This window comes from Anaerotignum sp. MB30-C6 (assembly GCF_030908465.1).
In the GTDB taxonomy this organism is placed as follows: Bacteria; Bacillota; Clostridia; order Lachnospirales; family Anaerotignaceae; genus Chakrabartyella.
Genome location: NZ_CP133078.1, coordinates 1,202,808 through 1,229,671 on the forward strand (window position 1 = coordinate 1,202,808; position 26,864 = coordinate 1,229,671).

Annotated in this window: 23 protein-coding genes and 1 tRNA gene; 21 read left to right on the top strand and 3 right to left on the bottom strand. The window is 36.6% G+C overall.

Features of this window, described 5'->3' with window-relative positions; genetic code table 11:
• The 5 genes from preA (at window position 1) to RBQ60_RS06125 (ending at window position 6,708) form a co-directional block, all read left to right on the top strand.
• Complete coding sequence (preA, locus tag RBQ60_RS06105) at window positions 1-1,254, top strand: NAD-dependent dihydropyrimidine dehydrogenase subunit PreA (RefSeq protein ID WP_307885692.1); 1,254 nt, start codon at window positions 1-3, stop codon at window positions 1,252-1,254.
• Between the two features lie 299 nt (window positions 1,255-1,553).
• Window positions 1,554-1,817 (top strand): DUF6870 family protein, encoded by a 264-nt coding sequence (locus tag RBQ60_RS06110; protein ID WP_307885693.1) that lies wholly within the window; start codon window positions 1,554-1,556, stop codon window positions 1,815-1,817.
• A gap of 92 nt (window positions 1,818-1,909) precedes the next feature.
• Window positions 1,910-3,499, top strand: a complete 1,590-nt coding sequence (locus tag RBQ60_RS06115) for a recombinase family protein (protein WP_307885694.1) — start codon at window positions 1,910-1,912, stop codon at window positions 3,497-3,499.
• Between the two features lie 51 nt (window positions 3,500-3,550).
• Entirely contained in the window at window positions 3,551-5,173 is a 1,623-nt protein-coding gene (locus RBQ60_RS06120) for a recombinase family protein (RefSeq protein WP_307885695.1), read from the top strand.
• A gap of 2 nt (window positions 5,174-5,175) precedes the next feature.
• Complete coding sequence (locus RBQ60_RS06125) at window positions 5,176-6,708, top strand: recombinase family protein (protein WP_307885696.1); 1,533 nt, start codon at window positions 5,176-5,178, stop codon at window positions 6,706-6,708.
• On the opposite strand, the gene sigK is transcribed toward RBQ60_RS06125, so the two are convergent.
• Window positions 6,694-7,398 (bottom strand): RNA polymerase sporulation sigma factor SigK, encoded by a 705-nt coding sequence (gene sigK / locus RBQ60_RS06130; protein ID WP_307885697.1) that lies wholly within the window; start codon window positions 7,396-7,398, stop codon window positions 6,694-6,696. The genes RBQ60_RS06125 and sigK overlap by 15 nt on opposite strands.
• 205 nt (window positions 7,399-7,603) lie before the next feature.
• On the opposite strand from sigK, the gene RBQ60_RS06135 reads away from it, so the two are divergent.
• From RBQ60_RS06135 to RBQ60_RS06145, 3 genes are read left to right on the top strand one after another with little or no spacing between them, the layout of a single operon-like run.
• Window positions 7,604-7,954, top strand: coding sequence for an STAS domain-containing protein (locus RBQ60_RS06135; protein WP_307885698.1), 351 nt, complete (start codon window positions 7,604-7,606; stop codon window positions 7,952-7,954).
• Window positions 7,954-8,382, top strand: coding sequence for an anti-sigma F factor (spoIIAB, locus tag RBQ60_RS06140; protein WP_307885699.1), 429 nt, complete (start codon window positions 7,954-7,956; stop codon window positions 8,380-8,382). The genes RBQ60_RS06135 and spoIIAB overlap by 1 nt, the downstream gene beginning before the upstream one ends.
• Window positions 8,383-8,391: 9 nt before the next feature.
• Window positions 8,392-9,105 (top strand): SigB/SigF/SigG family RNA polymerase sigma factor, encoded by a 714-nt coding sequence (locus RBQ60_RS06145; protein WP_307885700.1) that lies wholly within the window; start codon window positions 8,392-8,394, stop codon window positions 9,103-9,105.
• 233 nt (window positions 9,106-9,338) lie between these two features.
• Here the strand turns inward: RBQ60_RS06145 and RBQ60_RS06150 are convergent, their stop codons facing one another.
• Entirely contained in the window at window positions 9,339-9,707 is a 369-nt protein-coding gene (locus RBQ60_RS06150; RefSeq protein ID WP_307885701.1) for a zinc ribbon domain-containing protein, read from the bottom strand.
• 394 nt (window positions 9,708-10,101) lie between these two features.
• On the opposite strand from RBQ60_RS06150, the gene gap (RBQ60_RS06155) reads away from it, so the two are divergent.
• From gap (RBQ60_RS06155) to RBQ60_RS06205, 11 genes are all read left to right on the top strand, one after another.
• Complete coding sequence (gene gap, locus RBQ60_RS06155; RefSeq protein ID WP_307885702.1) at window positions 10,102-11,109, top strand: type I glyceraldehyde-3-phosphate dehydrogenase; 1,008 nt, start codon at window positions 10,102-10,104, stop codon at window positions 11,107-11,109.
• A 434-nt stretch (window positions 11,110-11,543) separates the two neighbouring features.
• Window positions 11,544-12,563 (top strand): type I glyceraldehyde-3-phosphate dehydrogenase, encoded by a 1,020-nt coding sequence (gap, locus tag RBQ60_RS06160; RefSeq protein ID WP_307885703.1) that lies wholly within the window; start codon window positions 11,544-11,546, stop codon window positions 12,561-12,563.
• A 522-nt stretch (window positions 12,564-13,085) separates the two neighbouring features.
• Window positions 13,086-13,472, top strand: coding sequence for a hypothetical protein (locus RBQ60_RS06165; RefSeq protein ID WP_307885704.1), 387 nt, complete (start codon window positions 13,086-13,088; stop codon window positions 13,470-13,472).
• Window positions 13,473-13,910: 438 nt separating this feature from the next.
• Window positions 13,911-15,719 (top strand): sensor domain-containing diguanylate cyclase, encoded by a 1,809-nt coding sequence (locus RBQ60_RS06170; RefSeq protein ID WP_307885705.1) that lies wholly within the window; start codon window positions 13,911-13,913, stop codon window positions 15,717-15,719.
• A 129-nt stretch (window positions 15,720-15,848) separates the two neighbouring features.
• Window positions 15,849-15,932: transfer RNA gene (locus tag RBQ60_RS06175), tRNA-Leu, on the top strand.
• A 108-nt stretch (window positions 15,933-16,040) separates the two neighbouring features.
• The gene (locus RBQ60_RS06180) at window positions 16,041-16,664 is read left to right on the top strand and encodes a DNA alkylation repair protein (RefSeq protein ID WP_307885706.1); all 624 of its coding nucleotides are present in this window, start codon (window positions 16,041-16,043) and stop codon (window positions 16,662-16,664) included.
• 284 nt (window positions 16,665-16,948) lie between these two features.
• Window positions 16,949-17,434, top strand: a complete 486-nt coding sequence (locus RBQ60_RS06185; protein WP_307885707.1) for an RNA polymerase sigma factor — start codon at window positions 16,949-16,951, stop codon at window positions 17,432-17,434.
• A 4-nt stretch (window positions 17,435-17,438) separates the two neighbouring features.
• Window positions 17,439-18,329: a zf-HC2 domain-containing protein gene (locus RBQ60_RS06190; RefSeq protein ID WP_307885708.1), complete on the top strand. Its 891-nt coding sequence runs from the start codon at window positions 17,439-17,441 to the stop codon at window positions 18,327-18,329.
• A gap of 620 nt (window positions 18,330-18,949) precedes the next feature.
• On the top strand, window positions 18,950-21,133 hold the full coding sequence (locus tag RBQ60_RS06195; RefSeq protein WP_307885709.1) for a response regulator: 2,184 nt from the start codon (window positions 18,950-18,952) through the stop codon (window positions 21,131-21,133).
• Window position 21,134: 1 nt separating this feature from the next.
• A complete protein-coding gene (locus RBQ60_RS06200) occupies window positions 21,135-21,497 on the top strand; it encodes an Hpt domain-containing protein (RefSeq protein ID WP_307885710.1) in 363 nt (120 codons plus the stop codon).
• 2 nt (window positions 21,498-21,499) lie between these two features.
• On the top strand, window positions 21,500-24,040 hold the full coding sequence (locus RBQ60_RS06205) for an EAL domain-containing protein (protein WP_307885711.1): 2,541 nt from the start codon (window positions 21,500-21,502) through the stop codon (window positions 24,038-24,040).
• A gap of 180 nt (window positions 24,041-24,220) precedes the next feature.
• Here RBQ60_RS06205 and RBQ60_RS06210 read toward each other — a convergent pair whose 3' ends face one another.
• Window positions 24,221-25,021, bottom strand: a complete 801-nt coding sequence (locus RBQ60_RS06210; RefSeq protein WP_307885712.1) for an IclR family transcriptional regulator — start codon at window positions 25,019-25,021, stop codon at window positions 24,221-24,223.
• 558 nt (window positions 25,022-25,579) lie between these two features.
• On the opposite strand from RBQ60_RS06210, the gene RBQ60_RS06215 reads away from it, so the two are divergent.
• Complete coding sequence (locus tag RBQ60_RS06215; protein WP_307885713.1) at window positions 25,580-25,792, top strand: 4Fe-4S binding protein; 213 nt, start codon at window positions 25,580-25,582, stop codon at window positions 25,790-25,792.
• A gap of 17 nt (window positions 25,793-25,809) precedes the next feature.
• Window positions 25,810-26,856: a 3-methyl-2-oxobutanoate dehydrogenase subunit VorB gene (vorB, locus tag RBQ60_RS06220; protein ID WP_307885715.1), complete on the top strand. Its 1,047-nt coding sequence runs from the start codon at window positions 25,810-25,812 to the stop codon at window positions 26,854-26,856.
• Window positions 26,857-26,864: the final 8 nt, after the last annotated feature.

Sequence of the window (26,864 nt, forward strand, 5' to 3'; positions counted from 1 at the left end):
ATGGGCATCAAGAAAGATTTATCGATTGACTTTTTAGGCGTAAGATGTGAAAATCCATTTTTCCTGTCATCATCCCCCGTTGGCAGTAACTATGAAATGGTGGCTAAGGCCTTTGAGTCTGGCTGGGGCGGCGTTTACTACAAAACCATTGGTATTTTTGTTGCCGACGAATGTTCACCCCGATTTGACCATGTGAAAAAAGAAGGTATGCCTTGGTTAGGTTTTAAAAATATGGAGCAGATTTCCGACAAACCAACAGAGGTAAACTTTGATAATATGTATAAGCTGAAAAAAGCTTATCCTGAAAAAATAATGGTTGCATCCATTATGGGCTCCAATGAGCAGGAATGGCGTCAACTAGCAAAAATGTGTGATGAAGTTGGTGTGGATTTAATCGAAGGCAACTTCTCCTGTCCACAGATGACCTCCCACGCTATGGGTTCTGATGTAGGTACAAACCCTGACTTGGTGCGGGCATATTCCAAGGCGGTTGCAGAAACTACAAAGATTCCCTTTATTGCAAAAATGACACCTAACATTACAGATATGTGTATTCCTGCCATTGCAGCAATGGAAGGTGGCGCAAAAGGTATTTCCGCAATCAATACCGTGAAATCCATTACAAATATTGATTTGGAAAACATGACAGCTATGCCTGTTGTAAACGGAAAATCCTCCATTTCCGGTTACTCTGGTGCAGCGGTTAAACCCATTGCTCTACGCTTTATTGCACAAATGTTGCAACATGAAAAGCTCAGAAATGTTCCAATGTCCGGTATTGGTGGTATTGAAACATGGAGAGACTCTTTGGAATTTCTTTTACTGGGATGTAGAAACTTACAGGTAACCACTTCTGTTATGCAGTATGGTTACAGAATCGTTGAAGATATGTCCAATGGCTTGATGCACTGGATGGACGAAAGAGGCTATGATAAGCTGGATGATTTCGTTGGAAAAGCATTGGATAACATTATTCCTGCGGAAGATTTGAACCGTGATTTCAAAATCCTGCCTGATTTCGACAATGAAAAGTGCGTAGGTTGTGGAAGATGTTATGTATCTTGTTTTGACGCAGGACATCAGGCAATTGATTGGAACGCTGACAAACGCAGACCTGAATTAAACGAAAAGTGCGTAGGTTGTCATCTTTGCTTGAATGTTTGTCCTGTGGCAGACTGTATCATGCCCGGTGAGGTAAAATGGAAAGACGGCAGACAGCAAACAGATATTATTTTGAAAAAAAACTATGAATAATTTGTTTTAGTTCCTTTAAACGGTTTTCCTTTCAAGTTCTATGAAATTGAAATAAAAACATACTAATCCCTTACAAAGTGCTCTAACTGCGAATACTACGAGTTAGAGCACTTTTTTGGGCTAGATTTTGGAGAGCAGGTCTGAAGTGTTTATTAAATCTAACGAATGCTTCTAAGAGGTAAGGAAATGAAAAATGAGAGCAAGGACATCCCATTAAAAACGACCAAAGAACCTTGTATTGAATAGGACAAAAAGTTTTTTTATATAAATGGAGTAAGCGATAATGGAGGTATTTTGATATGCTTACACCAGGAGAAGGGAATAAGAAGGAAGGGATAGACCAGCCAACAATAAATCCTGATGATTTGGTTGACATAAGGGATGTTGTCATTCATACAGATTTGCCAAAGGAGGAACGAATAGCAGATTTTATTAAACAGATTAAAAATCCGTATTTGTTTAAGTGTGGAAATATGGTTGTAGAATGTGAGTTTTCTCAAACTGAGGCCACGTTATCAGACCGATTAGAGCAATATATGAGAATGGTTGATCACTGGCGATAGGGGCGAGTGTTTCAACGGAGTTAGCAATGAATAGCAGAGACAACACTCATTGCTAACTGTTTTCAAGTAAAATATGTTTGGGAGGATTTTTTATGTTGATAGAAGATAAGCCCAAAGTCTATAAAGCGGCATTGTATATCCGTTTGTCCCGAGAAGATGGTGATAAATTAGAAAGCAATAGCGTTAAAAACCAAAGGGATTTAATCCATTTCTATTTAAAAGATAAAAAAGATATTATTGTTATTTGTGAAAAGGTGGATGACGGATATAGCGGTGTTACCTTTGATAGACCTGCTCTAAAAGAGCTATTGGAAGAAGTAAAGAGAGGGATCGTAAACTGCATTATCGTAAAGGATCTTTCTCGTTTTGGCAGAAATTTTATTGAAGCAGGCAGATATATTGAGCAGATTTTCCCTTTTTTAGGGGTTCGCTTTATTGCCATTAACGATAACATTGATACTGCCAAAGGGAACGTTTATGAGAATGGTTTTCTTGTTCCCTTTAAAAACTTGATGAATGATTCCTACAGCAGAGATATTTCAATAAAATCAAGGACTCAGCTTGCCATAAGGCAAAAGCAAGGAGATTTTGTGGGGGCATTTCCTGTTTATGGCTACCTTCGTTCCAAAGAAGATAAACATAAGCTTGTAGTGGATGAGGTGGCTGGGGAGACAGTAAAAGAGATATTCTCTATGCGTATGGCAGGGTATCATAATCATTTTATTTCAGAGTACTTAAATCAGCTAGGTGTTCCATGCCCCCTGGCGTATAAAGAGCTTCTCAAGTCAAACTACACAACACCCTTCAAATTAAATCCTAGGGCAAAATGGTCGCCTATGGCAATAGATCGCATACTGAAAAACGAACTATATGCAGGTGTAATGATACAGGGAAAAGAGACCACATTGAACTATAAAATGAAAAAGCGGATAAAAAGGCCGAGGAAAGAATGGGTTCGTGTTGAAAATACCCATAAAGCCATTATTTCCAAAGAGGATTTTGAGGTGGTACAGCAGTTAATGATAAATGATACAAGAACGTCGCCCCTAAATGAAAAGGTGTATTTGCTTTCAGGGCTGTTAAAGTGTGGTGAATGTGGAAGCAATATGGTGCGTAAGACTGTAAAAGCCCGTGAGAAGGCCTATGTTTACTATATTTGTTCCAAGAATAAGGAGAATAAAAAGGAATGTAGTTCTCATCGGATACGAGATTGTTTTGTGGAAGAGGCTATTCTAAGTTTACTGGAAAAGCAAATAAGTATTTTTTTTACACAGAATAAGCATTTCACTGAGGTAAAACAAGAACAAAAGTGGCAAGGGAAAAAGGAAAGGCTAGAAAGACAGTGTATAGTTCATAAAGGAGAAGAGCTGGAAAAATATCAAAGACTAAAAAATTCCTTATACGAGGACTATAGGGAAGGCGTGTTGACAAGGGAGGAGTATCGTAATATGAAAGCATATTACGAAAAGATATGTGGAGATATAGAAGAAAATATCAATACCTCAGAGATTAAAATGACAAAACGCCATGAAGATAGGTTTCTACCAGAATATCCAATGGAGTCAAAGTTAGATAGGACGGCCTTAGTTTTGTTGGTTGAAAAGATAATAGTTTACGATAATAGCAAAATTAGAGTTGTATTGAAATATAGAAATGATTTTAAGAATGTCCAGAAGCACTAAGCACTCATAAATTTTTAGAATCCATTTTCCTTCTTTAAGGAGGCATGGCAAATGGCAAGAAAAAGCAGGAAAAATACGCAGTTAGGAATGAAAGAAGAAAAGGAAATGGTGAAGTATAATGCAGCTATATATGCAAGACTCTCCGTTGAAGATAGAGGGCAAGAGGCAGCTTCTGTGGAGAATCAAATTCTGATTGCCTATAATTTTTTAGAGAATCACAAGGATTTGAATTTTGTAGATACTTATATTGATACTGGGCAAACGGGTACAAACTTTAATCGTCCAGCCTTTTCTCGGTTAATGGAGGACATAGAAAAGGGAAAAATAACATGTATCATCGTCAAAGATTTATCTCGTTTTGGAAGAAATTATCTTGAAACAGGGAATTATCTGGATTATATATTTCCTTATATGGGTGTAAGGTTTATCTCTGTAAATGACAATTTTGATAGCAAATCCATCAACAATACTGATGCCTTAATGGTTTCTCTTAAGTCTATTTTACATGATCATTATGCCAAGGATATTTCAAAAAAAGTCAGCACTGCCATTGATATTAAGAAAAAAGCAGGCAAGTATATGAATAGAATGCCCCCCTATGGCTATGTTCTTAGCCAAGGTGATAAATATAAACTAGAGGTACATCAAGAACAAAAGGAAGTTATAAGATGTATTTATCGTTGGCGATTGGAGGGAGTGGGGCCTAGTGCCATTGCCAGAAAACTAAACGACATGGAGGTGCCGACACTGCTTAAATACCGTTTTTTAGAAGGGTATTCTGATGGAAAGGAGGATGCCCTTTGGCACGGTTCCACGGTATTAAATATATTAAAAAATCCATGTTACTTGGGGTGCCTAGTGGAACGTAAAACCCAAAAAGCCTTGTATAAAGGTGGGCTTACAGAGACTCTTCCCCAATGGACAATAATTAGAAATACTCACGAGGCCATTATTTCGGAAGAAAGTTTTGAGGAGGTACAAAAACTGTTCGCACAAGCAGGTTTAAATAATGAGAGCGGAGCAAAACCTCTTAATAGAGAAAGAAAGGAAAATGTTTTTCGTGGCTTGCTGATTTGCGGTGAATGTGGCAGTGTTTTACAGAGAGATAGGGGATATTATCGAAAGGATGGCACATGGATACAACACTATAATTGCCCCAAAAAATATAAGAAAAAGGGAGTTTGTGGACTGAAATCTATTCGTGAGGACGTTCTTCAACAGGTTGTTTTTGCCCTTTGCAAAAGTCAGCTTTCATTGTTCTTGGATATGAATGAGGCTATGGAGGATGGTTCTTTTCTTGTAAAACAAGATAAAAACGGAAATGTAAAAGAAATTGAGGTGTTAGAAATGGAAGGGGGTAACGAGAAAAAGCAGAGGGATTATAAGAGCTTTCAAAATAATTTCTTTTCTGAGTCTAACAAAAGACTGCTTAACGAACCCTATGCAAGCTTGGCAGTGGAAGATATTAAGGCAAAAAATGCTCAGGTGTTTAGAGCAGAATGGATTCACAAATTACTTCAATTTAAAAACAGTGAAAAACTAACGAATGAAATGTGTCGTTTATTTATAGAAAAGATAATTATTAAAAATAATTGCTTTTCCGTTCACTTCGCCTATCAATCAGAGTATGAAGCAATAAAAGCACTTGAGAAAAAAGCGTTGAGGGGTGGATAAGTATGGCCGAAAAAATCGGTGTTTATCTGCGTCTGTCCGATGAGGATGGGAACTCCTTGGAAAGCAACAGTATTAAGGTTCAAAGAGAACTGATTTATGATTATATTATAAAAGATAATGAGCTTTCATCATACGAAATTTTGGAATTTTGCGATGATGGCTATAGTGGAACCAACTTTAACCGCCCAGGGATAAAGGAGCTGTTATTAAAAGGGAAAAACGGAGAAGTTGTATGCATCATCGTAAAAGATTTTTCCCGCTTTGGGCGTAATTATATTGAAGTTGGAAGGTACTTAGAACAAATTTTTCCTGCCTGGGGGCTACGCTTTATTGCAATCAACGATGGTTTTGATAGTAAAAAGGCCGCTTTTTACGAAGATTTTATGACTACTGCTTTTAAAAATTTAGTATGCGACCTTTATAGCAAAGACTTGTCTCAAAAAATCACCAGTGTGAAGAGGTCAAAAGCGGAACAGGGGCAGTTTATAACAGCCTTTGCCCCTTATGGTTATCAGAAGACAAAAGAAAGAAAGCTTGTAGTAGATAAAGAGGTGGCGCCTGTTGTGGAAAGAATTTTTACCATGGCGTTAGAGGGTGTCCCGAAAGTAGAAATAGCCCGTACCCTTAACAGAGAAAAAGAACCTAGTCCATATATGCTACGAAAAATGCGAAAGGACAGCTTTTCATGTAATTCGGCGGGTGAAAAGCACCTTTGGCGACCCTCGGTCATTTCAAAGATTTTAAAAGATCAAAGATATGTTGGGGATGGGATATTCGGAAAAGTAGAACCTTTAAAAGTTGGCAGTAAACAAAGCAAAATAGTGACGAAAACGGACTGGGTTATTATTCCCAATACCCATGAAGGAATTATAAAGAGAGAAGTATTTGAAAAGGTAAACGCAGATTTGAAAAGGTACAAACAAAGGAATAAAGAAGAAAATCCTCTGTCCAAAAAAGTAAGATGTGGGGCTTGCAATCATATCATTTCCCGTAAGAAATCCAAAGAAATTGCCACATATCGGTGTGCCTCCTTAGAAGTTTCCAAGGAATTTGGTTGTTATGGGAAGAGAATTAAGGAACTACAGATTGAGGAGGCAGTTTTGTTTTACTTGAAGGGGATATTACAATCCATCTATCTTGATTATTTGAAGGATTTTTATGTTGAAGAGTTAAATAGAAATATAGAAAAAACTAAAATCTTAATCAAAGAAAAAGAGAAGGAACTAAGGAGAAGAAATTTAACAACAGTGAAGTTATATGAAGCGTTTAAAGATAATAAGGTGGATAAAAGTGATTATCTAAAGAAGAAAGCAGAATATAAAAATCAATATAACCTAATACAAAACGAACTTTTGCTGGAGCAAGAGATGTTTGATATTCTCTATTCTGAACTAGAATCAGAATCTGATGTTCAGTCCAGCCTGTTTCAAAGTTTAACAATAGAAATGGTGGAAACCTTTGTGGATATCATTATCATTAAACCCAGTGGGGAATTGAAAATTTGTTGGAACTTTCAAGACTTATTTTATCAATAAAAGCAGGGTGCTTTCTATGCATCCCTGCTTTTTGTAATTGTTTAGCCCTATAATAACAGGTGAGTAAGAACGGGATATACCTAATCGTTCTGCAATTTCCTGTTGCGTTAGAATATCATGATTTCCTAATCCATATCGCAGGATAATGACTGTTCTTTCCCTAGGAGAAAGTATGGATTGTATGGCGGCAAACATTTTTTCTGATTTGATAGAAAAATCAATGGCTTCCACAAAGTCAGGATTGTCGCTATTGATGATATCCAACATAACGATTTCATTTCCATCTCGATCAGTACCAATAGGTTCATGCAATGAAATATCGTTCTGATACTTCTTACCACTTCTAAGCCACATAAGCAGTTCATTTTGCACACATTTCGCTGCGTATGAAACTAATCTCACATTTTTCTCTATGTTATAAGAATCAACTGCTTTGATTAGCCCGATAATCCCGATGGAGATTAGTTCTTCCGGCTCTCTTGCTGTACTTGAGTACTTTTTAGCAATGTGGGCCACTAGCCGAAGGTTATGAAGAATCAATTTATCTTTTGCTTCCTTTTTTTCCACCTCGTTCCCTGTATGATACAAGTTTAAGTAATAGGCCTCCTCTTCTTTTGAAAGTGGTTTTGGGAAAGCTCCAGCAGACGAAAAGGCAAATAAAAACGGCAAAGCGACAAAAAAAGCTAGCATATACTCACCCCCAAATTTTCAACAACCTAGTGAAACCATGTTATAAACTTATTGTATGTGACGAATTCGCCTTCCGTGCGTGTCTGAAAAAAAGTTTTTCTGTCCTTTTTTTCGGGGACATGTCGTGACAAGGGAGATTTTGATGATGGATTTTGCAAACATGAGTCAAAAAATCATGTATAGTTATCTAGGAAGGAGGAATTTCATGGAACTAAATTTTTCGAAACGAAATAGAACACTGATAATCAAAATTGACGGAGAAATCGACCATCATACTTGTGAGATACTGCGTGGGGAAGCGGATTGTGCCTTGGAAAAAATGGGCGGGAAAAATATTATTTTCCGTATGGGAGGCGTTTCTTTTATGGACAGCTCTGGTATTGGCGCAGTGATTGGAAGATATAAAATTACCCAAAGGCTGGGAGGAAGAATTGCCGTAGCAGAAGCAAATGATAGAGTGCAGCAAATTTTTCGACTATCGGCAATGCAATCCCTAATTCCATCATTCCCTAATGTAGATTCGGCTTTGGAATATGTGGAAGGAGGAAAGGAATAATGGAATATCAAAATGAGTTTCGTGTGTTTTTTGCCGCAAAATCTCAAAATGAAGCCTTGGCAAGGATAATGACTGCGGCGTTTTTGTCACAATATGACCCTACGCTATCGGAAATAACAGATATCAAAACAGCGGTTTCTGAGGCTGTAACCAACGCCATCATTCATGGGTATGAGGAAAAATCTGGAGATGTTGAATTATTTTGTGGATATAATGATGGGAAGATTTACATAGAAGTTGCCGATCGAGGAATGGGTATTACAGATGTGGGCCAAGCCAGGGAGCCTTTATACACCTCAAAACCAGAGTTGGAGCGTTCGGGCATGGGCTTTACCATAATGGAAACTTTTATGGAAGAGGTTCGAGTAGAAAGCAAACAAGGTGAGGGAACCAGAATTTATATGGAGAAAACATTGACTACGGAATGAGGGGATACCATGGATAGGACACAGGAACTCATTCGGCAGGCAAAACAAGGAGATCAGCAGGCAAAGGAGATATTGTTACAAGAAAACTCGGGCTTGGTCTGGAGCGTTGTGAGGCGGTTTCAAGGCAGGGGCGTAGAAATGGAGGATCTTTATCAAATTGGTGCCATTGGATTATTAAAATGTATCGAAAAATTTGATTTTTCCTTTGAAGTTAAATTCTCAACCTATGCTGTTCCCATGATCATTGGCGAAATTCGAAGATTTCTTCGGGACGACGGAACCATAAAGGTTAGCCGAAGCCTAAAGGAGCTTGCTGCAAAGGCAAAAAAAATGCAGGAAAAGCTTCAGCAAGAAGCCAATCGAGAGGTGACCTTACTTGAGTTGGCGGCAGCATTGGAAGTAGAGGTGGAACAGCTCATTCCGGCTTTGGAATCGAAGCGAGAGGTGGAAAGCCTAAATGCCCCAATTTCACAACAAGAAGATTTACAAGTACAGGACAAGCTGGCGGCAAAAGAAGACGGAGAGCAGGTAATCAATCGACTTTGTTTGATGGAGGCGTTAGACAGCCTTGAGGTGAAAGAGCGTCAAATCATCGTTCTTCGCTACTTTGAGGATCGAACGCAGACGGAAGTTGCAAAAAGAATGGGTATCTCTCAAGTACAAGTTTCACGCATTGAGAAAAAAGTTTTGGAGCGAATGCGAAAACGTCTTTCCAGTGAGTGATACAAAAAGTGTTAGCAAGTTGGATTGTAAAAAAGACGAACAAAACAATAAGCCAGAGAAATTAAGGAATTATCAGAATGAAGTGCTTATGAAACTTTCGCTGTATCAAAAAAATGCTTATAAGTATTTATGCATCATGCACGAAAGTCGAGTAATACTCAATTAGTCCATTTATATTAAAATTGGCTCACGATAAGCATATTATAGTATGTTATCACGGGCCAATTTTTTAGTTATATTTTTCTACCACATTTGGGACAATAAGTGTATTCTGGTGTTAGTAAATATCCGCAGTCTGGACAATTTGAATAGGTATGATTGGCCATGCCCACAATTTCCAAATCTTCTTCCTGTAAGGAAAGGGACTCTCCATGCTCAATGGCTTTGCCTATTTCATCAGGGATAGAGAAGGTGGTTTGACAGCAATTGGAAACTGCGTAGTATTTCTTTCCCCATTTGAATAATGGTATAAAGAAAAAGCTAAAATAAGTATAAACCATGTATACCGACACACTACTGTAACGTCCGCATTTTTTACAAACTAATGTTTGCAAAAAACCTAAATCCTTGTGTCCTTGGGCAATACCCCCGATAAAAATCATAAAAAGAGCACATCCTTTTAAAAATTTAATGAATTTGTTTTACTTATCATGGCTAACATGATAAAATATTTTCATGAATTTTGCAAGTTTTTCCGAAAGGAGGGAGTAACGTGAAAATTTCTCGCTTGGTAGTTAGCGCAGTTTCTTTAGCTGTTTCTGCCGCTATGTTGACTTTATCAATTATTGATATGTTCCGTATTGACGAATACTAAGAATGGTTTCATAGTCAATTGGGAAGAATGGAATTAGGGTTAATATTTTTACAATTAAAATGAATTTTCGCCACGATTTACCAATTATTCTTTTTTTAAAGGAAAAATTGTGGTATACTAATTATAGATAATTGTTTTGCCGAAAATTAACGGTTATCTATTAAACATGAGGAGGAATTTATATGGTAAAAGTAGGTATCAACGGATTTGGCCGTATCGGTCGATTGGTTTTTAGAGCTGCAATGGAGCGTGGGGACGCTGATGTTGTTGCTGTAAACGATCCTTTCATTGATGTAGAGTACATGATTTATATGTTGAAGTACGATTCAGCTCATGGTCGCTATCATGCTAAAATGGAAGAAAAAGACGGAAAGCTTGTGGTAAACGGCAAAGAAATTACAGTTTATAACTGTATGGACCCCAAGGATATTCCTTGGAAAGAAGCTGGTGCGGAATACGTATTAGAATCAACAGGTTTGTTTACGACTATGGAAAAGGCAGAGGCTCACTTTAATGGTGGCGCTAAGAAAGTTGTCATTTCTGCTCCTTCTGCAGATGCACCTATGTTTGTAATGGGTGTAAACAATGACAAGTACACAAAAGATATGAAAATCGTATCCAATGCTTCTTGTACAACAAACTGTTTGGCACCATTGACAAAGGTTATCAATGATAATTTTGGCATTGTGGAAGGCTTAATGACAACAGTTCACTCTCAGACTGCAACCCAGAAAACAGTTGATGGTCCTTCTAAAAAGGATTGGAGAGGCGGACGTGCAGCTTCTGCAAACATCATTCCTTCTTCTACTGGTGCAGCAAAAGCAGTAGGTAAGGTTATTCCTGAAATGGCGGGCAAATTAACGGGCATGGCTTTCCGTGTTCCTACCATCGATGTTTCTGTTGTTGACTTGACTTGCCGTTTGGCAAAGCCTGCAACTTATGAAGAAATTAAGGAAGCCATTAAGAAAGCTTGTGCAAACGAAATGAAGGGCATTATGGATTACACCGAAGATGCAGTTGTATCTTCCGACTTCTTAACCGATGCTCATACATCTATTTTCGATGCAAAAGCAGGTATTGCCCTAAATGATAACTTTGTAAAATTAGTAAGCTGGTATGACAATGAGTGGGGTTATAGCAATAAAGCGTTGGACTTGATGATTCACATGGACAAAGTTGATAAAGCGTAAGCCATTTCTCGTAAAACTTAAAAGGAATTTAACCCCTTGCAGGACCAAAAAGTCTGCGAGGGGTTTTTAGTGAAATATATAAATCAAACAAAAAATTATCACTTTATAACCAAGAAAAACAAACTTTCTTTGCAAAAATTCTTCAAAGAAATAATCCAAAAAAATATCTTCCATTCAATTTTCAAATCTCAAAAAAAACCCCCTCTATAATATAGGACAAAAAACGTCCCACAAATTTATGCAAAAATATGAAATAGGACGAAAAACGTCCCACGTCGGTATCAAGTTTTCATAAAGTTAAAATCACAAATAGGATCGATTCTGGTTAGAGTTCTGAAAATTATTTTTTTGAGTTTTTTAGACTTTTTTTTATGCCAATTGTGCTACAATAGTCATTGCAAAAAGTTTTTTTCAAACATGAGAGGGGATACACTATGTCAATTAAGGTTGGTATTAATGGTTTTGGACGTATCGGTAGAGTGGTTTTTAGAGTTTTAATGAACCGCCCAGATGAGTTTGAACTTTGTGGAATTAATTTAAGAAATGCTGAGCTGGACTATATGGTTTATCAGTTAAAATATGATAGTGTTTTTGGTCGTTTTAATGGAGAAATCGAAACAGGCGAAAATTGCCTAATCGTGAACGGTAAGAAAATCCGTGTTTTTAGTGAAAGCGATGCTGGCTTAATTAACTGGGCGGAATGTGGTGCAGAATATATTGTTGAATCCACAGGTGCTTTTAATACAGTGATTAAAGCAGGCTTACATAAAATTGGCGGAGCAAAGAAGGTTATTTTAACAGCTCCTTCTAAGGATAGCGTTATGCCAACATTTGTTATGGGTGTTAACCATATGGATTACAAGACTGAATATGATATTGTCTCTAATGCTTCTTGTACAACAAATTGTTTGGCACCACTGGTTAGAATTATTCATGACAACTTCGGTATTGAACAGGGTTTGATGTCTACCATTCACTCTGCAACTGCAAAGCAAAAAGCAGTGGATGCCAGAGCGGGTCGTGATTGGAGAACAGGAAGATCTGTTTTTGGTAACATTATCCCATCCACAACAGGTGCTGCAAAGGCTGTTGGCCTTGTTATTCCTGAATTGCAGGGGAAACTAACGGGCATGTCCTTCCGTGTTCCCACCAATGATGTTTCTGTTGTTGACTTGACAGCTCGTTTGAAAACACCTACTACTTATGAAGAAATTTGTACTAAGTTGAAGGAAGCTTCCGAAACAACAATGAAAGGCATTATTAGCTACATGAATGAAGAAATTGTTTCCTCTGACCTTTTGGGAGACCCTAATACTTGTATTTTCGATGAAAAGGCAGGTATTATGCTTGATGATAACTTTGTAAAATTAATTGCGTGGTACGATAATGAATGGGGCTATAGCAATAAAGTTGTTGACTTGATTGCCCATATGTATGCTGTGGATAACGCATAATTTAATGATATTGAATTGGCAACTAAATATTATTATTTATTCATATTAAATCCTTGTTTTTAAGATAGTCATTGATTTAGTAAGATAATGAGATAGTCTTTTTCTTTTGTAGAAACTAACGAAGGAAAAGACTATTTTTTATGGATTAAAAAAAAAGCAAATAAATTTTATTTAAACTAAGTACCTCAAAAATTCTACTTATCACACTATGAGTATCTGACTTGAATAAATTACTTACTTTTTTTCTTAGAACAAAGCAGGTGGAACTTGTATAATCTTTTAATAAAACTAGGAAGTAGAAATAGAAAGCTAAATTTAGGGATTAAAAATAATTATCCTAGTCGTTACGTCTAGTACTAAAGTTTTGATCAATTGATTATACACAACTAGAACAACTGTCCTTAAAAGTAAACCCATGTGCAAATAATTTTAGGAATCTATTGTAAAAATAAATTAAAATATGATATGCTGTAGCGTATGTTTAAATAAATTTTGTTATGAACGGAGAGGGGGCAAAAAAATATGGAGAAAAATAAAATCATAGACATTATTTTAGTAGTAGGAGCAGTCTCGGCGTTGGTGTTATGTTTGGGAATATACATTTCTACTGGAGAATTTGAAATCAAAGGAGTTACAGCAGCAATTGGATGTGTTATTGCTATCAAAAAAAATGGGAAAAGGATGCCATCATATAAATTTTATCAACAACACTATGATTTCCTACAGGAAAATAATTTTCAGGGGCACGGAGAGCAGAAGATGATTCGAAAAGCTTTATTTTATTATAATTTAGAAAAATATGAAAAATCTTCAAAAATACTTGAAAAACTCCTAGACACTGGTGATTTACATAGTAATGAGAGAACTGTAATAGAGACTTTAAAAGAAAATGTTGAAAGCTATTATTAAAGAGGGAGGACTTTTTCCTTTTTACAATAAAATATAGAGGAATGTTGTATAATTTCCTATGCTGTTATCATATTTAAATACCAATTGCCTATGGGGTTTCTAAATTAAAAATTCAGCGTTAACACCTACACTTTTGTAGGTGTTATATTTATGCGTTTTTATTCTTACCACCTATTTTTACACGAAAAAAAAACTACCTGCGAACATACTATAGAAAAAAATAATAATACGGAGATAAACTGGAATTAGTTTAGTTGAGATTTCGTCGAATAGACTTGTTTTGCTTGTAAGAAATCTTTTCTATTTTATTCAGCTTGTAATCCTAAGAAAAAGGATGTATATTATAATATGCGAAGGAAAAATGTAACTAAGTGCGTTTTTATGGTAAAACTATAAAAAGACTATTCTTTTTATAAAACAAGTTAGCGAGGTCAGAATATGCGGGAAATTAAGAGCTTCTTTTGGATATTCCTGATAATCATTATGTTTTTCGGTGTGACTCTCTTTCAGGTGTTTGAGTATTCTAGGCATTGTAAAAGTCTAATTGAAAAGCAAACTTATTTTACACTTCAAGAGCACGCTGAAAGTGTGGGTAATCATTTCAGGATGAGCATTGAGGAGCAATTTAATCTCTTAGACGCACTGGCGAGCTATATTTCGGAAAAAGAGAGTTTGTATCTAGGAGATCTACTTGACATAGAGGAGAACAACCTTTTATTTAGAAATTTTGATGAAGTGGAAATTGCAAATGGGAGCACCGGTGTAGTTCTGCGGAAGGATGGAGGCTTTGTTGAGGTTTCCGATGAAGGATATTTTCAAAACTCTATGCAAGGGAATCGAAGTATACAGTATTTGCAGGGAGAGCAGGGGGGCAGCAATAAATTGTTACTATCCACCCCAATCTATCAAGGTGACAACATTACTTCTGTATTAATTGTTACAGTGGATGTGAAGCTATTTGAAAACAGTATTTGCCCCGATTTTTTTGAAGGAAAAAGTCATCTTTTTTTCACAACTGGGCAGGGGGAAATTTTAGATTTCGGGCATCCGTATAATCATCTTCAAGGGCAAAATAATTTTTTATCATATTTAGAGTCTATAAATTATAACACCAGCGAAATCATCGAAAATATGAACGGTAGATTGGTAAGTTCTTTTACTTACAGTAATGGAAATGAAAAATACTTTACTACATCTATTCCCTTAGAAATGAATGACTGGTACATTTTTTGTTCTGCACCAGAGCATACCATTTCAAAGTTTGTTGATGACTTTAAGCATTTGGGTGAAACGGTTATTTTTACAATATTTCTAACTTGTTGTATTTTTTGTCTTTTAATTTCCTTTCTAATCAAAAGATCAGGGGCACTAATTAAAAAGGAACATAAGCGATTCAAATTAGCGGAAGAGATAGCAGGGATGGTATCCTTTGAAGGCGACTATGGAAAAGATACCTTATCGATCAGCGATAATTATTCTATACTGTTTGGCAGAGAACCAGTGATACAAAAAATTAGTGATTTTGCAAAAAAACACCCCTATATCATTCAGGATGACCAGGATATTTTCTTAAAAATGGGGTTGGACTTAATTAAAGGAAGAGACTTCGGCGAAGTTGAATACCGTGTCCTTTGTGGAGATGGCAGTGTACAGTGGCACCAACTTGTTTATAGGGTTTGGCACGATAAAAATGGCTTGCCCCTTAAGTGTTATGGTATGATTGTACCGATTGATCGGCAGATGAAGGAAATTTCTAAACTTCAGATGCAGGTTGAGAAGGATCCGTTAACGGGTGTTTTAAATCGAACGGCCTTTGAAGTCTATGTCAACCTATGTTTTAATAGCAAAAATGAGAGTCATGCCTTATTGTTATTAGACTTGGATAACTTTAAGCAAATTAATGATGGTTATGGTCATGCCTTAGGGGATCATGCCCTTGTGACAACAGCGGAAATTTTAAAGGCTTCTGTTCGTAACAGCGATTATGTAGGTCGCCTTGGGGGAGATGAGTTTATTATATTTCTCAAAAACGTTAGCCAGGAGCAGGCAGCAAGGAAAGCAGGTGAAATTTGTGCAGCCCTTGAAAGTGCTGAAATGCAGTCAAATGAAGCTGTGGTAACATGCAGCATTGGGATTGCCTGTTATCCAAAAGACGGGTGTGGGTTTGATGAGCTTTATGAACTTGCTGATAAGGGTCTTTACAAGGCAAAAGATACAGGGAAAAATAGTTTTTCTATTGTTAATTAAATAAATTAAATTCTTGTATGCAAACTGTAAGCCGTTACCACGTGAGTTTTTATATTTTATTTAGAAAAAATCATAAAAATGCTTGCATTATAAAAAAAACTATGGTATTATAGTCAAGCAGTTTTCCTTGCGGATGTGGCGGAACTGGCAGACGCACCAGACTCAAAATCTGGCGGTAGTGATATCGTGTGGGTTCGAGTCCCACCATCCGCATCAAAAAGACTTATCTTCCACCAAGGGGAAGGTAGGTCTTTTTTGTTATGTCAAATTGTGATATGATTAAAAGGAGATTATTTATATTTTGTAGGGGGTGAGCCTGCTGTGGATGAAAAATATATGCAATATTTAATTGATACCGTGACTGAAAAAGATAATTTGAAATTCGTCAAAGAGAAATCATTTGATTTTTATAAAACCCATACCATTGATGAATGTTTTGATGCAGCAGTAGAATTGTATCAATCAAAGTATTTTCAAATACAAGAAATCGGTGTGTTCTTATGCGGTTACATAGGTACCCAACGGGACGATGCCACTGCCTTTTTGAAAAATGTGGTAAGCCAACATGACAGTTGGAAGGTTCAAGAAGTTTTAGCCATGGCTTTTGATATATATTGTAAATCAAAAGGATACGAGAAAGCCTTGCCAGAGATTCAAGAATGGCTGAATAGCGATTGTGCCAATGTACGAAGAGCCGCATTAGAAGGTTTGCGTATATGGACGAGTAGACCTTATTTTAAGGATTTTCCCGAGGTTGCCATAAAATTATTAGCTGTCCACCGTAACGACAAGAGTGAATATTTTAGAAAGTCTGTCGGCAACGCACTTAGAGATATAAGCAAAAAGTTTCCTGACCTTATTAAAAAAGAGCTTGACACATGGGATACCTCATCTAAACAAGTAATGCAAGTATTCAAATTGGCAGGAAAGTTCGTATACGAATAATGAGCATTTTTCGTGGTGTAAGTTCAAGTCCTGTTCTAAAAATTCACTCGCATCCACAATTACCAGACCACTCATTAAAGACATACTTTCCCCTTGGCGGAAAGTATGTCTTTTTCTATGCTCTTTTTATGTTATAATATGACTAAAGATAATTTATATAACCTCTATTATAGCTGTCTGCATTTGTGGACAGCTATTTTCAAAAACCAAATAAAAATATTTGAAAAGTTTTGTAAGATTTCTATATATGCGAAGTCTTATAAGTGAAAGGAGGTGGTAGAGTAATGGAGTTTGAACAGATATACAATACTTACTTTAACCATGTATACTTATATATTAGAAAGTTATCAGGTAGTGAACATATCGCCGAGGAAATAACAAGCGAAGCATTCTTTAAAGCAATGCAATCTATTGATAGCTTTAGAGGAGATTGCGATTTTCGTGTATGGTTGTGCCAAATAGCAAAAAACTGTTATTTTTCCCACCTAAAAAAGCAAAAAAATATTAACAATATTAAAGGTGTGGAATTAGAAGATATAGTAGACCCCAATTCATTGATTGATGAAAAAATCATTAACCACGAACAAACAGTACAAATTCAAAAGCTATTGCATACTATCCCAGAACCTTATAAGGAAGTATTTATGTGGAGAGTTTTTGCAGACTTGAGTTTCAAGCAAATTGGTCAGATATTCAATAAGACCGATAATTGGGCTTGCGTTACCTACCACAGGGCTAAAAATCAAATATTAAAACGAATGGAGGAATAAAACAATGAAAAATCGTGAGTGTAGTATTGTTCGTGATATATTACCTTTGTATGTTGAAAATGTTATCAGTGACGATACAAAGCAATTTGTAGATGAGCATTTAAGTCATTGTGCTGAGTGCAAAAATGAATTGAAACTATCGCAAACAGATATACCTGTTAAAAAAAATTGTTCGGAAAAGGATGGCGGTGTTGAAGTGATAAAAAAAATAGGATTGGATATAAAGAAAAAGCGAGTATTTACAGGTATTCTTTCAGCAGTTATTTCAGCTATCGTTATAATGTTATCATTTGCATATTTAACAGCACCTGAATATATACCTTATACTGAATCATTTGATATTATTTCTGTAAAGGATAATAATGGTTGTGTAACCCTTTCTTTTACAGGTGAATATGAGATTTATCAAAGTGAGCAAGGCGTATATGATATTAGTATCTATAATACAATCTGGAACAAACTCTTTAATATCGAGAAAAAGCAAGATATAACGGTAAATCCAAACGGAGAAACAGTTAATACTATTTATTATGTGTCTAATGGCGGGCAAGATGATAAAGTAATCTATGGAAGAGATCCCATTGATAATGGAGGAGTTGTGACCTTGCCTCGATTGTTTTTAAATAGTTATTTTGTCACTGCCATTTTATTTGCACTTGTTTTGGCAATGCTTGTTGTAATATTCAGAAAGAAAGAAGAAAAAGTTAAAGCCATAATAGTAGAAATACTATTTATTCCCATTTCATATATTGTAAGTCATATTATGATTAAAGGATGGAATGCCACTTCATATTCAGCAACTCGTGATTTTTATTTGATTTTGCTTTTAGTAATACCTATTTATTCTCTATTTTATATTTTGTATAAAAAGGAACATTCGAAATTTAGGCACTAACTATCATGAGCATAATCTACCGTGATAGTTCAAATCCCCCTATAAAAATAGGCTCACATCGACAACTACCAGACCACTCATAGAAAAAGTATAGTTTGATTTTTTTTCAGACTATACTTTTTTTATAATTTTGCTAGGATAGATGTGGTTATTAAGAAGTAGATATCCCTCTAGACAAAAAAAATTATACTTTTTAGAAAGAATCATTAACACTACAAAATTCATTTATATTCAATAAATAGAGAGGAGCATTCTGGAGATAATAATTTGATTATATATTTTTTAAAGAGCACTGGAAACTTCCGGTGCTTTTTATTTGGTGAAATCTAGAATAATGTATCGAGGGGGATAAATTAAGTAGGCAGTAAATCTTACAGTTAATAAAGATTATTAACGATTGATTGAAAGCCAATTTCAACATCCATGCATCAAGGTTAAGGTAAACTAAGGTAGTAATAAGAGGAAAAATTTGCTATAATTAGTCATAAAGTTTGTTGTTTTAGTGTAAAACCTTTGACTCTAGGCATTTCTCTTATAAATTAAAACTCGGTTCCATTAAACCGTTTTGGATGAAAGAGGATAGTGGCGGTTGGTAAGCTTTGAAAGGAAGTAGTAAGTTTATGAAGGAGAAAGCTGGCATTATCAAAAAGCAGTTCATTGGTGTGAGTTTGATTCTGTTTTTTCTGATTCCTTTTTTTCCTTGCATTGCCTTCGGTCAAAATCCAGAAGCTGTAGCGGTTCTATTTATCCACAATGGTGGACACCGTATAACGGATGAAAAAGGGGATGCCAATAGAGCAATTTCTTTTCGTAGAATAGAAATAACAGATATCTTAGAGAATCAGAGAGGTTTTAATGCTGTTGTAACCACCAACTTACTAGGGAAATCTTCTAGAAGTAGCGTATTTCAAAGAATTATTTACAATGAAAATAAGCCGTTTTGTGGGGAAAAGTATTTCTGGTCTGTTTTCCAACTTTCGGCTGGTATAAGCAATTGCCAAGTACGTGAAGCGTTTCATGGGCCTATGTCCTTTAAAGAAAGGTCCTTTTCCATCGTGGGTTACGCCTACGAAAATCCTATTTTTATAATAATCGTTGTTGCTACTTTATTTATATTGATTATTTTGGCTATCGTCGTCATCTTCCTGAGTAAAAAACGGAGTCAAGAAAATGCAATGCTGATGGAGGAAAAAAGACGAAATCAGTTACTCATTGACGCATTAGAAGTAGCAGAGAAGGCCGATGCTGCCAAGAGCCAATTTCTTTCACGAGTTTCCCATGAAATGCGGACGCCGTTGAATGCGATCATTGGGTTTATTGCCTTGGCCAAGGAAACTGATGGGAAGCAAGTGTATCAATATTTACATAATTCTGAGATAGCAGCAAAGCAACTGTTATCTGTAATTAACGATGTGTTGGATATGTCCATTATCGAATCGGGAAAAATTAGAATTGCAAATGATCCATTTCATTTTAAACAAGTAATCCAGTCTATTTCAGCAATCTATGACGCCCAGTGCCAAGATAAAGGGTTGTTTTTTGAGACGCAGATTTTATCTCCAATAGACGAATGGCTGGTAGGTGATCAGCTACGTTTAAACCAAATATTATTAAATTTATTAGGGAACGCCGTAAAATTTACAGAGGAAAATAGTATTTACTTTAAAATAAGGCGGCTTGCTCCCAAGGCAGATAAAGTTTTTATTCGCTTTGAGATTAAGGATACGGGCTGCGGTATGACGAAGGAGATGCAAAAACGCTTATTTAAACCCTTTGAGCAGGAAAGTTCCGTGACTGCCCAAAAGTTTGGAGGGAGTGGGTTAGGCCTTTCCATTGTAAAAAATCTGATAACTTTGATGGATGGTGCCGTCAGCGTAAGGAGTAAGGCAAACAAAGGCTCCACCTTTACTGTGGACATACCCTTTACAATTAGTGTTGAGAACCCAACTTACTTTCCCACACCTGAATTTAGAAAGCTACGAGTTCTTGTGATAAACAATGACACCGAAGAATGTAAATATATTTCAGAGGTGCTAAATCAACTAGGAATTTTCAACACCTATGTGGCAGAATGTGAAGATGTCATCACAATTTTGGAACGGGGAATTGGCCCTAGCGAAAAGTACAACGTTTGCTTAATAGACTGGAAAATTTCATTACCCCATCGTCTAGAAGTTATTTGTGGAATCCGTCAGGTTTCTGGGAAGGATATTTGCATTGTGGTTGCTTCCTCTTATATAAACGAACAAGAAACTAAGAAGATGAAAGGAATTGGTGCTGATCTATTTATTTTTAAGCCGTTATTCCAATCAACCATTTATGAGTTGATAACTAAAATTACAGGAGAGGAGCCTACTGCACAATCTGAACCAGCCCCACAAGCTGAATTTTTATTAAAAAGCTTAGTGGGAATGCGTGTTTTGCTTGCTGAGGACAACGCAATGAACTGTATGGTTGCCCAAGGAGTTTTGAAGAAATTTGGGGTTGAAAGCGATGTGGTTGAAGACGGTGCCCTTGCCCTACAAAAATTTATTTTTTCGAAAAAAGGGTATTATGATGCAATTTTGATGGATATTCAAATGCCCAATATGGATGGTTTTCAAGCATCAAAAGCGATCAGAGAATCTTCGCACCCCGACGCCAAAAAAATCTATATTATTGCTCTTACAGCCAATGCATTTGATGAAGATATAGCCAAATCCTTTTCCCACGGGATGAATGACCATGTGTCTAAGCCTATTGACACAGAGGAATTGTATATTTCTTTATTAAGGGCATTGGAAAAAAGAGAGGAGGGCATCTAAAATGAATAGCGAAGTTTTAAAAAATGCAGGAATTGATGTAGAGAAGGGCGTGACTCGCTTTCTTGGCGATAGGCAGCTATTTGAAAACATCTTACTAACTTTTCTAGAAGATGAAACATTTAACAAGGGGAAAAATGCGCTGAAAAAAGAAGACTATAAGGACTTATACGAGTGTATACATACCCTGAAGGGGGTAGCGGGCAATACTGATATGACACAGCTATTCCGCACCACGGGTGTGTTATGTGATTATCTTAGAAAAAATCAAACAGTGGAAGTAAAGGAAGTTAATTCTCTTTTTAATGAAGTGGAGGAAGCCTATCATTCTGTTTTGGCAGGTATTATTGCTGCAAGGGAGGTATAAAAATGGCGAATACAGAAGTTAACAAGAAAACCATTCTAATTGCCGACGATGCTGAAATAAATCGTTTACTTTTGAAAAAGATATTTGGTGAGGAATACTTCATTGAAGAAGCAGCGAACGGACTTGAGGCACTGCAAAAGCTTCGGGAAATGCCCGAAATAGCCGTTTTGATATTAGATATTATGATGCCAAAACTGGATGGGTTTGGCGTGCTTGAAGTGATGCAAAAAGATGAGCATCTTCGAACCATACCAACGGTAGTGATTACAGCAAATAATGAGGAAGATACACAGATTAGGGCATTGTCTGGTGGTGCTACTGACGTATTGACAAAGCCTTTTAGTTCTCAAATCATTATGCACCGAATTAAAAATATTATGACACGTAGGGAAGCGGAAAAGCTTGCGGAACAGAATAGAGCTTATAAGAGAGAGTTGCGTTTGATGTATACAGACGAAAAATCTGGGCTGTACAACAAAAATGCATTTCATCGCTATACAGCGAGGATGTTGGAAAAAAATCACCACAAAAAATTTCTTTTATTCCGATGGGATATAGACAACTTTAAGGTGTTTAACGATTGGTTTGGTACCGAGGTTGGAGATGAGTATTTAAAAAAAATTGGGGATTTTTATCGAAAATATGGAAAGCAAAACACGGCGCTTATGACTTATGCCAGATATGATGCGGATCATTTTGTCTGTTGTCAAGAGGCTGAGGGCTTTAACCCAGAAGCAATCACAAAAATCATTGATGAATATATGGGGCAGCTAAAAAATTTAGATTTTGAGTATACCCCCCGCGTGGGAATTTATATGATAAACGACCCTACGCTGGATGTAGCCTTAATGTGTGATCGGGCTTTGCTTGCACTTCGTTCGATTAAGGATAGTTACGGAAAACGATTTGCGTGGTTTGACGACTCCATGCGGGAGTCTATGATTGAACAACAGGAAATTGTAAACGAAATGGAATTTGCCTTAAAGGACGGACAGTTTTCGGCCTATCTTCAGCCCCAGTATAATTACGATAACGGCAGGCTCATTGGAGCGGAGGCTTTGGTGCGTTGGAAGCACCCCGTAAAGGGTGATATTATGCCTAGTAAGTTTATTCCTTTGTTTGAGCGCAACGGTTTCATCTCGAAACTAGATGAATATATTTGGGAGCAAATTTGTATTTTACTGAGGAAATGGAAGGATGAGGGTATTCCTTTGGTTCCAATTTCTGTGAATGTTTCTCGCAGGGATATCTATAATCCCCATCTTTTTGGAAACATCCTTGCCTTACTGGGGAAGTATAACTTAGATCCTGCTTTGTTGCACCTAGAAATTACGGAAAGTGCCTACACCCAAAATGCAGAGCAGCTGGTGACAACCGTCAATCTTCTTAGAAGTCATGGGTTGAAGGTTCACATGGACGACTTTGGCAGTGGGTATTCTTCCCTTAGTATGTTGCAAGATGTTCCCGTAGACCTTCTAAAACTCGATATGCGTTTTCTTGGGAACGATTATAAGGAAGAAAGAAGCGGGAATATTCTCAATGCTGTTGTACGAATGGCGACTGCGTTACAACTTCCTGTCCTTGCTGAGGGCGTAGAGACAAAGGAACAAGCAGATTTTTTAAGGAGCATTGGATGCTTACGTATGCAAGGGTATTTTTTCGCAAGGCCAATGCCCACTGAAGAATTTGAAGAATTGTTAACCAGTGTAAATACAACGTCATTTTTGGGGGATAGTTTTGTTGAAAGCATAGAAGGATCTGTGAATTTTTTAAGCTTCTCTTTTCAGTCTGCTCTGCTTTTTAATAGTTTTGTTGGTGGGGCAGCAGTGGCGGAGTATGATAAAAGAAATGAGACTTTTGTTACCCTTCGGATTAATGACCAGTTTTTAACGGAAATAGGTACCGATAGAACCCAATATATGGAGCGTGGTCAGAGCGTTTTTGACTACTATGAAAACGAGAATAAACAAATTGTACTTGATATGCTAAACGAGGCAATCGCCACAGATAAAGAGGCTTGCTGCGAAGTTTTAACAAGAGTTACGAAAAAATCAGATGAGTACAGGTGGCTTAAGTTACGAACCAGACTTCTTGTTGCTAGTTCAAACAGACATATTCTTTATGTAGTTGTTGAAAATATTACGTGTAGTAAAGAAAAAACTATTGCATACGAAGATATGGTAGAAAAGTTGACTACATTAACCAATAATATCCCAGGTGGAATTGGGATCTTTGAAGTGGCAGATAAGATGCAGCTAGTTTATTGCAATGACACTATGGCAGTAATGTTTGGATATACCCATGAGGAATTTATGCAAAAGTTTGCCAACAGCTTTATTGCATCAATCCATCCTCAGGATAGAGAGGTTGTAGAAAAAAGTTTCAGCTGTCTTTTGAATGAGAAAAAACTAGTTGAAAATTGCAAATACAGACAGATCTGCAAAGATGGTAGTTGGCGGTGGGTTAACATGTATGGGCGGTTAATGGCAGTAGACGGAAGAATCCCGCGTATATGTGCTTTGATTATGGATACCAATACTTGATCTAAAAAAGAAATGGTCGTTTGAAAGAAGGTTACCTTATTTCTCATTTGAATTTTTGTTAGAAAACAGCTTGGGCTAAAATAAATTACATAATTCTAGTCTAGGTAAAATGAAAAAGCCAAACCATCTCAATTTATGAGATGGTTTGGCTTTTTGTTTTTACTTTGAAAAATGAAGCCCTTATCTGTAACCCAAATACATAGATAATTTTTCGCAAGTGCTTTTTAGTTTCGGCAATACAGCATCAATTTTATTTTGAACCATTCGCTCCGAAGGGCCGCTGACACTAATTCCCGCAACTAGGTTTCCACTGTAATCATATACAGGGATGGCTACACAGATTAAACCAACATAAAACTCTTCATTATCAATGGAGTAACCGTTTTTCGTAATCTTACTAAGCTCAGGAAACATTTTCTCCGCTGTAGTAATGGTATTGTTTGTATAGTTTACGACTTCTACGTGGTTAAAATAATCCTTCACCTCTTGTACTGAGAAGGTGGATAAAAACAATTTCCCGATGGCTGTACAATATAAGGGTTCATTACCACCTATATTTACGTTTGCACGAATTTTAATATTAGGCTCAGCCTTATACAAAATAACAATGCTGTTGTTGTTCACAATACCAAAGTTAACTGTTTCAGAGCACTCGTTACAAAGTTCTTCCAATAAAGGATAGAAGTTTGTATTGTTCAAGGAATGCTGAAAGGGCACAGAACTTCCGATATCATAAATACCCCAGCCCAGCTTATATGAAGAAGTAGAATAAGTTTTTTCCACAAAGTTATAGGCTAAAAGGGTATCTAGTAGTCTGTGAACGGTACTTTTTCCCATATTTAAGTATTCACTCAACTCCGCAATGCTTACCCCATCGGCAGAAGCATTATTTTTTATATATAATAAAACGTCAAGAGCTTTCCCTAAAGTTTGAACGGGATATTTGGGCTTGTAGCTAGAATTTTCCATATAGTTAGACATTTGTGTCACCTCAAAATGTATTCGATACATTAATTATAGTTGAAATAATATGTTTTGTAAACAAAAACCAGAAAAATATTATAATAAATAGAACGGTGGTCTTATTTTTAGAATTAAAAGTAATTTAGACTGAGAAAGACAAATACACAAGGGCACCTTTTATAGAAATTAATGTAAAAATAGAACTTCCACAAGAAGATCTGAGTTTTCTGTTTATTAATAGTTAAGTAGAAAGTTAGCCAAAGAATTTCTGAAATAAACCAGAAAATCTTTGGCTAATTTTTTTTTGAAATACAAAAAAGGGAGAAAACCCAATGTTTATAAGGGTTCTTATGGTTTAGATATGGAGGGGGAAGAACCTTTACTGAATTTTTAACAAACTTTTTGAAGTTTGTCACAATAAATTATAGTAAATTTTTCGACAGATTATTATTGACTTATAGAATTGCGTTCTATATAATGAACTCATAAAAGTTCTAATATTGCAAACGACGTTCTAATAAATAGAATGAAGCGGTATAATCCAACCCAACCAAACAAGAAAGTGAGGCTTAGATAATGAACAGAGTTACAATCAATGAAGAAATCTGTAAAGAATGTGAATACTGTATTACATTCTGCCCCAAGAAAACGATCTTAAAGAAGAAGGATACCCTTAACAAAAAAGGTTACTATCCTGCAATTGCAGAAAACCTTGAAGATTGCATCGCTTGCGGCATTTGTGCAACAGTATGTCCTGAAGCAGCAATTAAGGTTGAAAAAGACGTTTAAAAATAAGGAGGATTAAAATGGCAGAGAAAGTATTTATGCAGGGCAACGAAGCTTTTGCAGAATCAGCAATTAGATCCGGATGTAAATATTTCTTCGGATACCCAATTACACCTTCCAGCGAATTGCCTGAATATTATGCGAAAAAAGCACCTACTGAAGATTTGGTGTTCGTTCAGGCTGAAACAGAGGTTTCCGCATTCAATATGATTGCAGGTGTTGCTGCAACAGGTAAAAGAGCAATGACAGCAACTTCCGGCCCTGGCTTCAGCCTTGGTTGTGAAGCAATGAGCTATATGGCAGCTGCTGGCCTTCCTGCAGTTGTTGTAGACGTAATGAGACCCGGTCCTGCTGACGGTGATATCCTTGCAGCACAGGGTGACTACTTCCAGATTGTAAAAGGTGGCGGTCATGGTGACTACTACACAATCGTTTTAGCTCCTTATTCCGTTCAGGAAATGTCCGATTTCGGTAGATTATCTTTCGAACTCGCAGAAAAATATAGAAACCCTGTTGTTGTTGCAAGTGATGGTATGCTTTCCAAAATGATGGAAAACGTTGAGTTGCCAGAAAAGATTGAAGTGGAAAACAACTTCGATTGGGCTATCACAGGTGCAAAGGGCAGAGAACACAACGTTATCACAACTTGTGCTTTAGGACCCGAACAGTGGGAACAATTCAACTTGGATCTTCAGGCAAAATTTAACCTTATCCAGGAAAATGAACAGAGATGGGAAGAATTCCAGACAGAAGATGCAGACGTAATCATTGTTGCATACGGTAGTGTTGCAAGAATTGCGTTAACAGCAATTAAGATTGCAAGAGAAAACGGCATCAAAGTTGGCATGATTAGACCTATTACTTTGTGGCCTTTCCCTAAAAAAGCATTTGACAAGTATCCTGACAAAGACTATTTCGTAGTTGAGCTGAGTGCAGGTCAGATGGTTGAAGACGTTAAGCTTTCTGTAAAAGATAAAGAAAGAGTAGAATTCTACGGCAGACTTGGTGGTATTTCACCAACTCCTCAGGAATTATTCGAAAAGATGAAAGAATTGTACACAAAGTAAATCGGAGG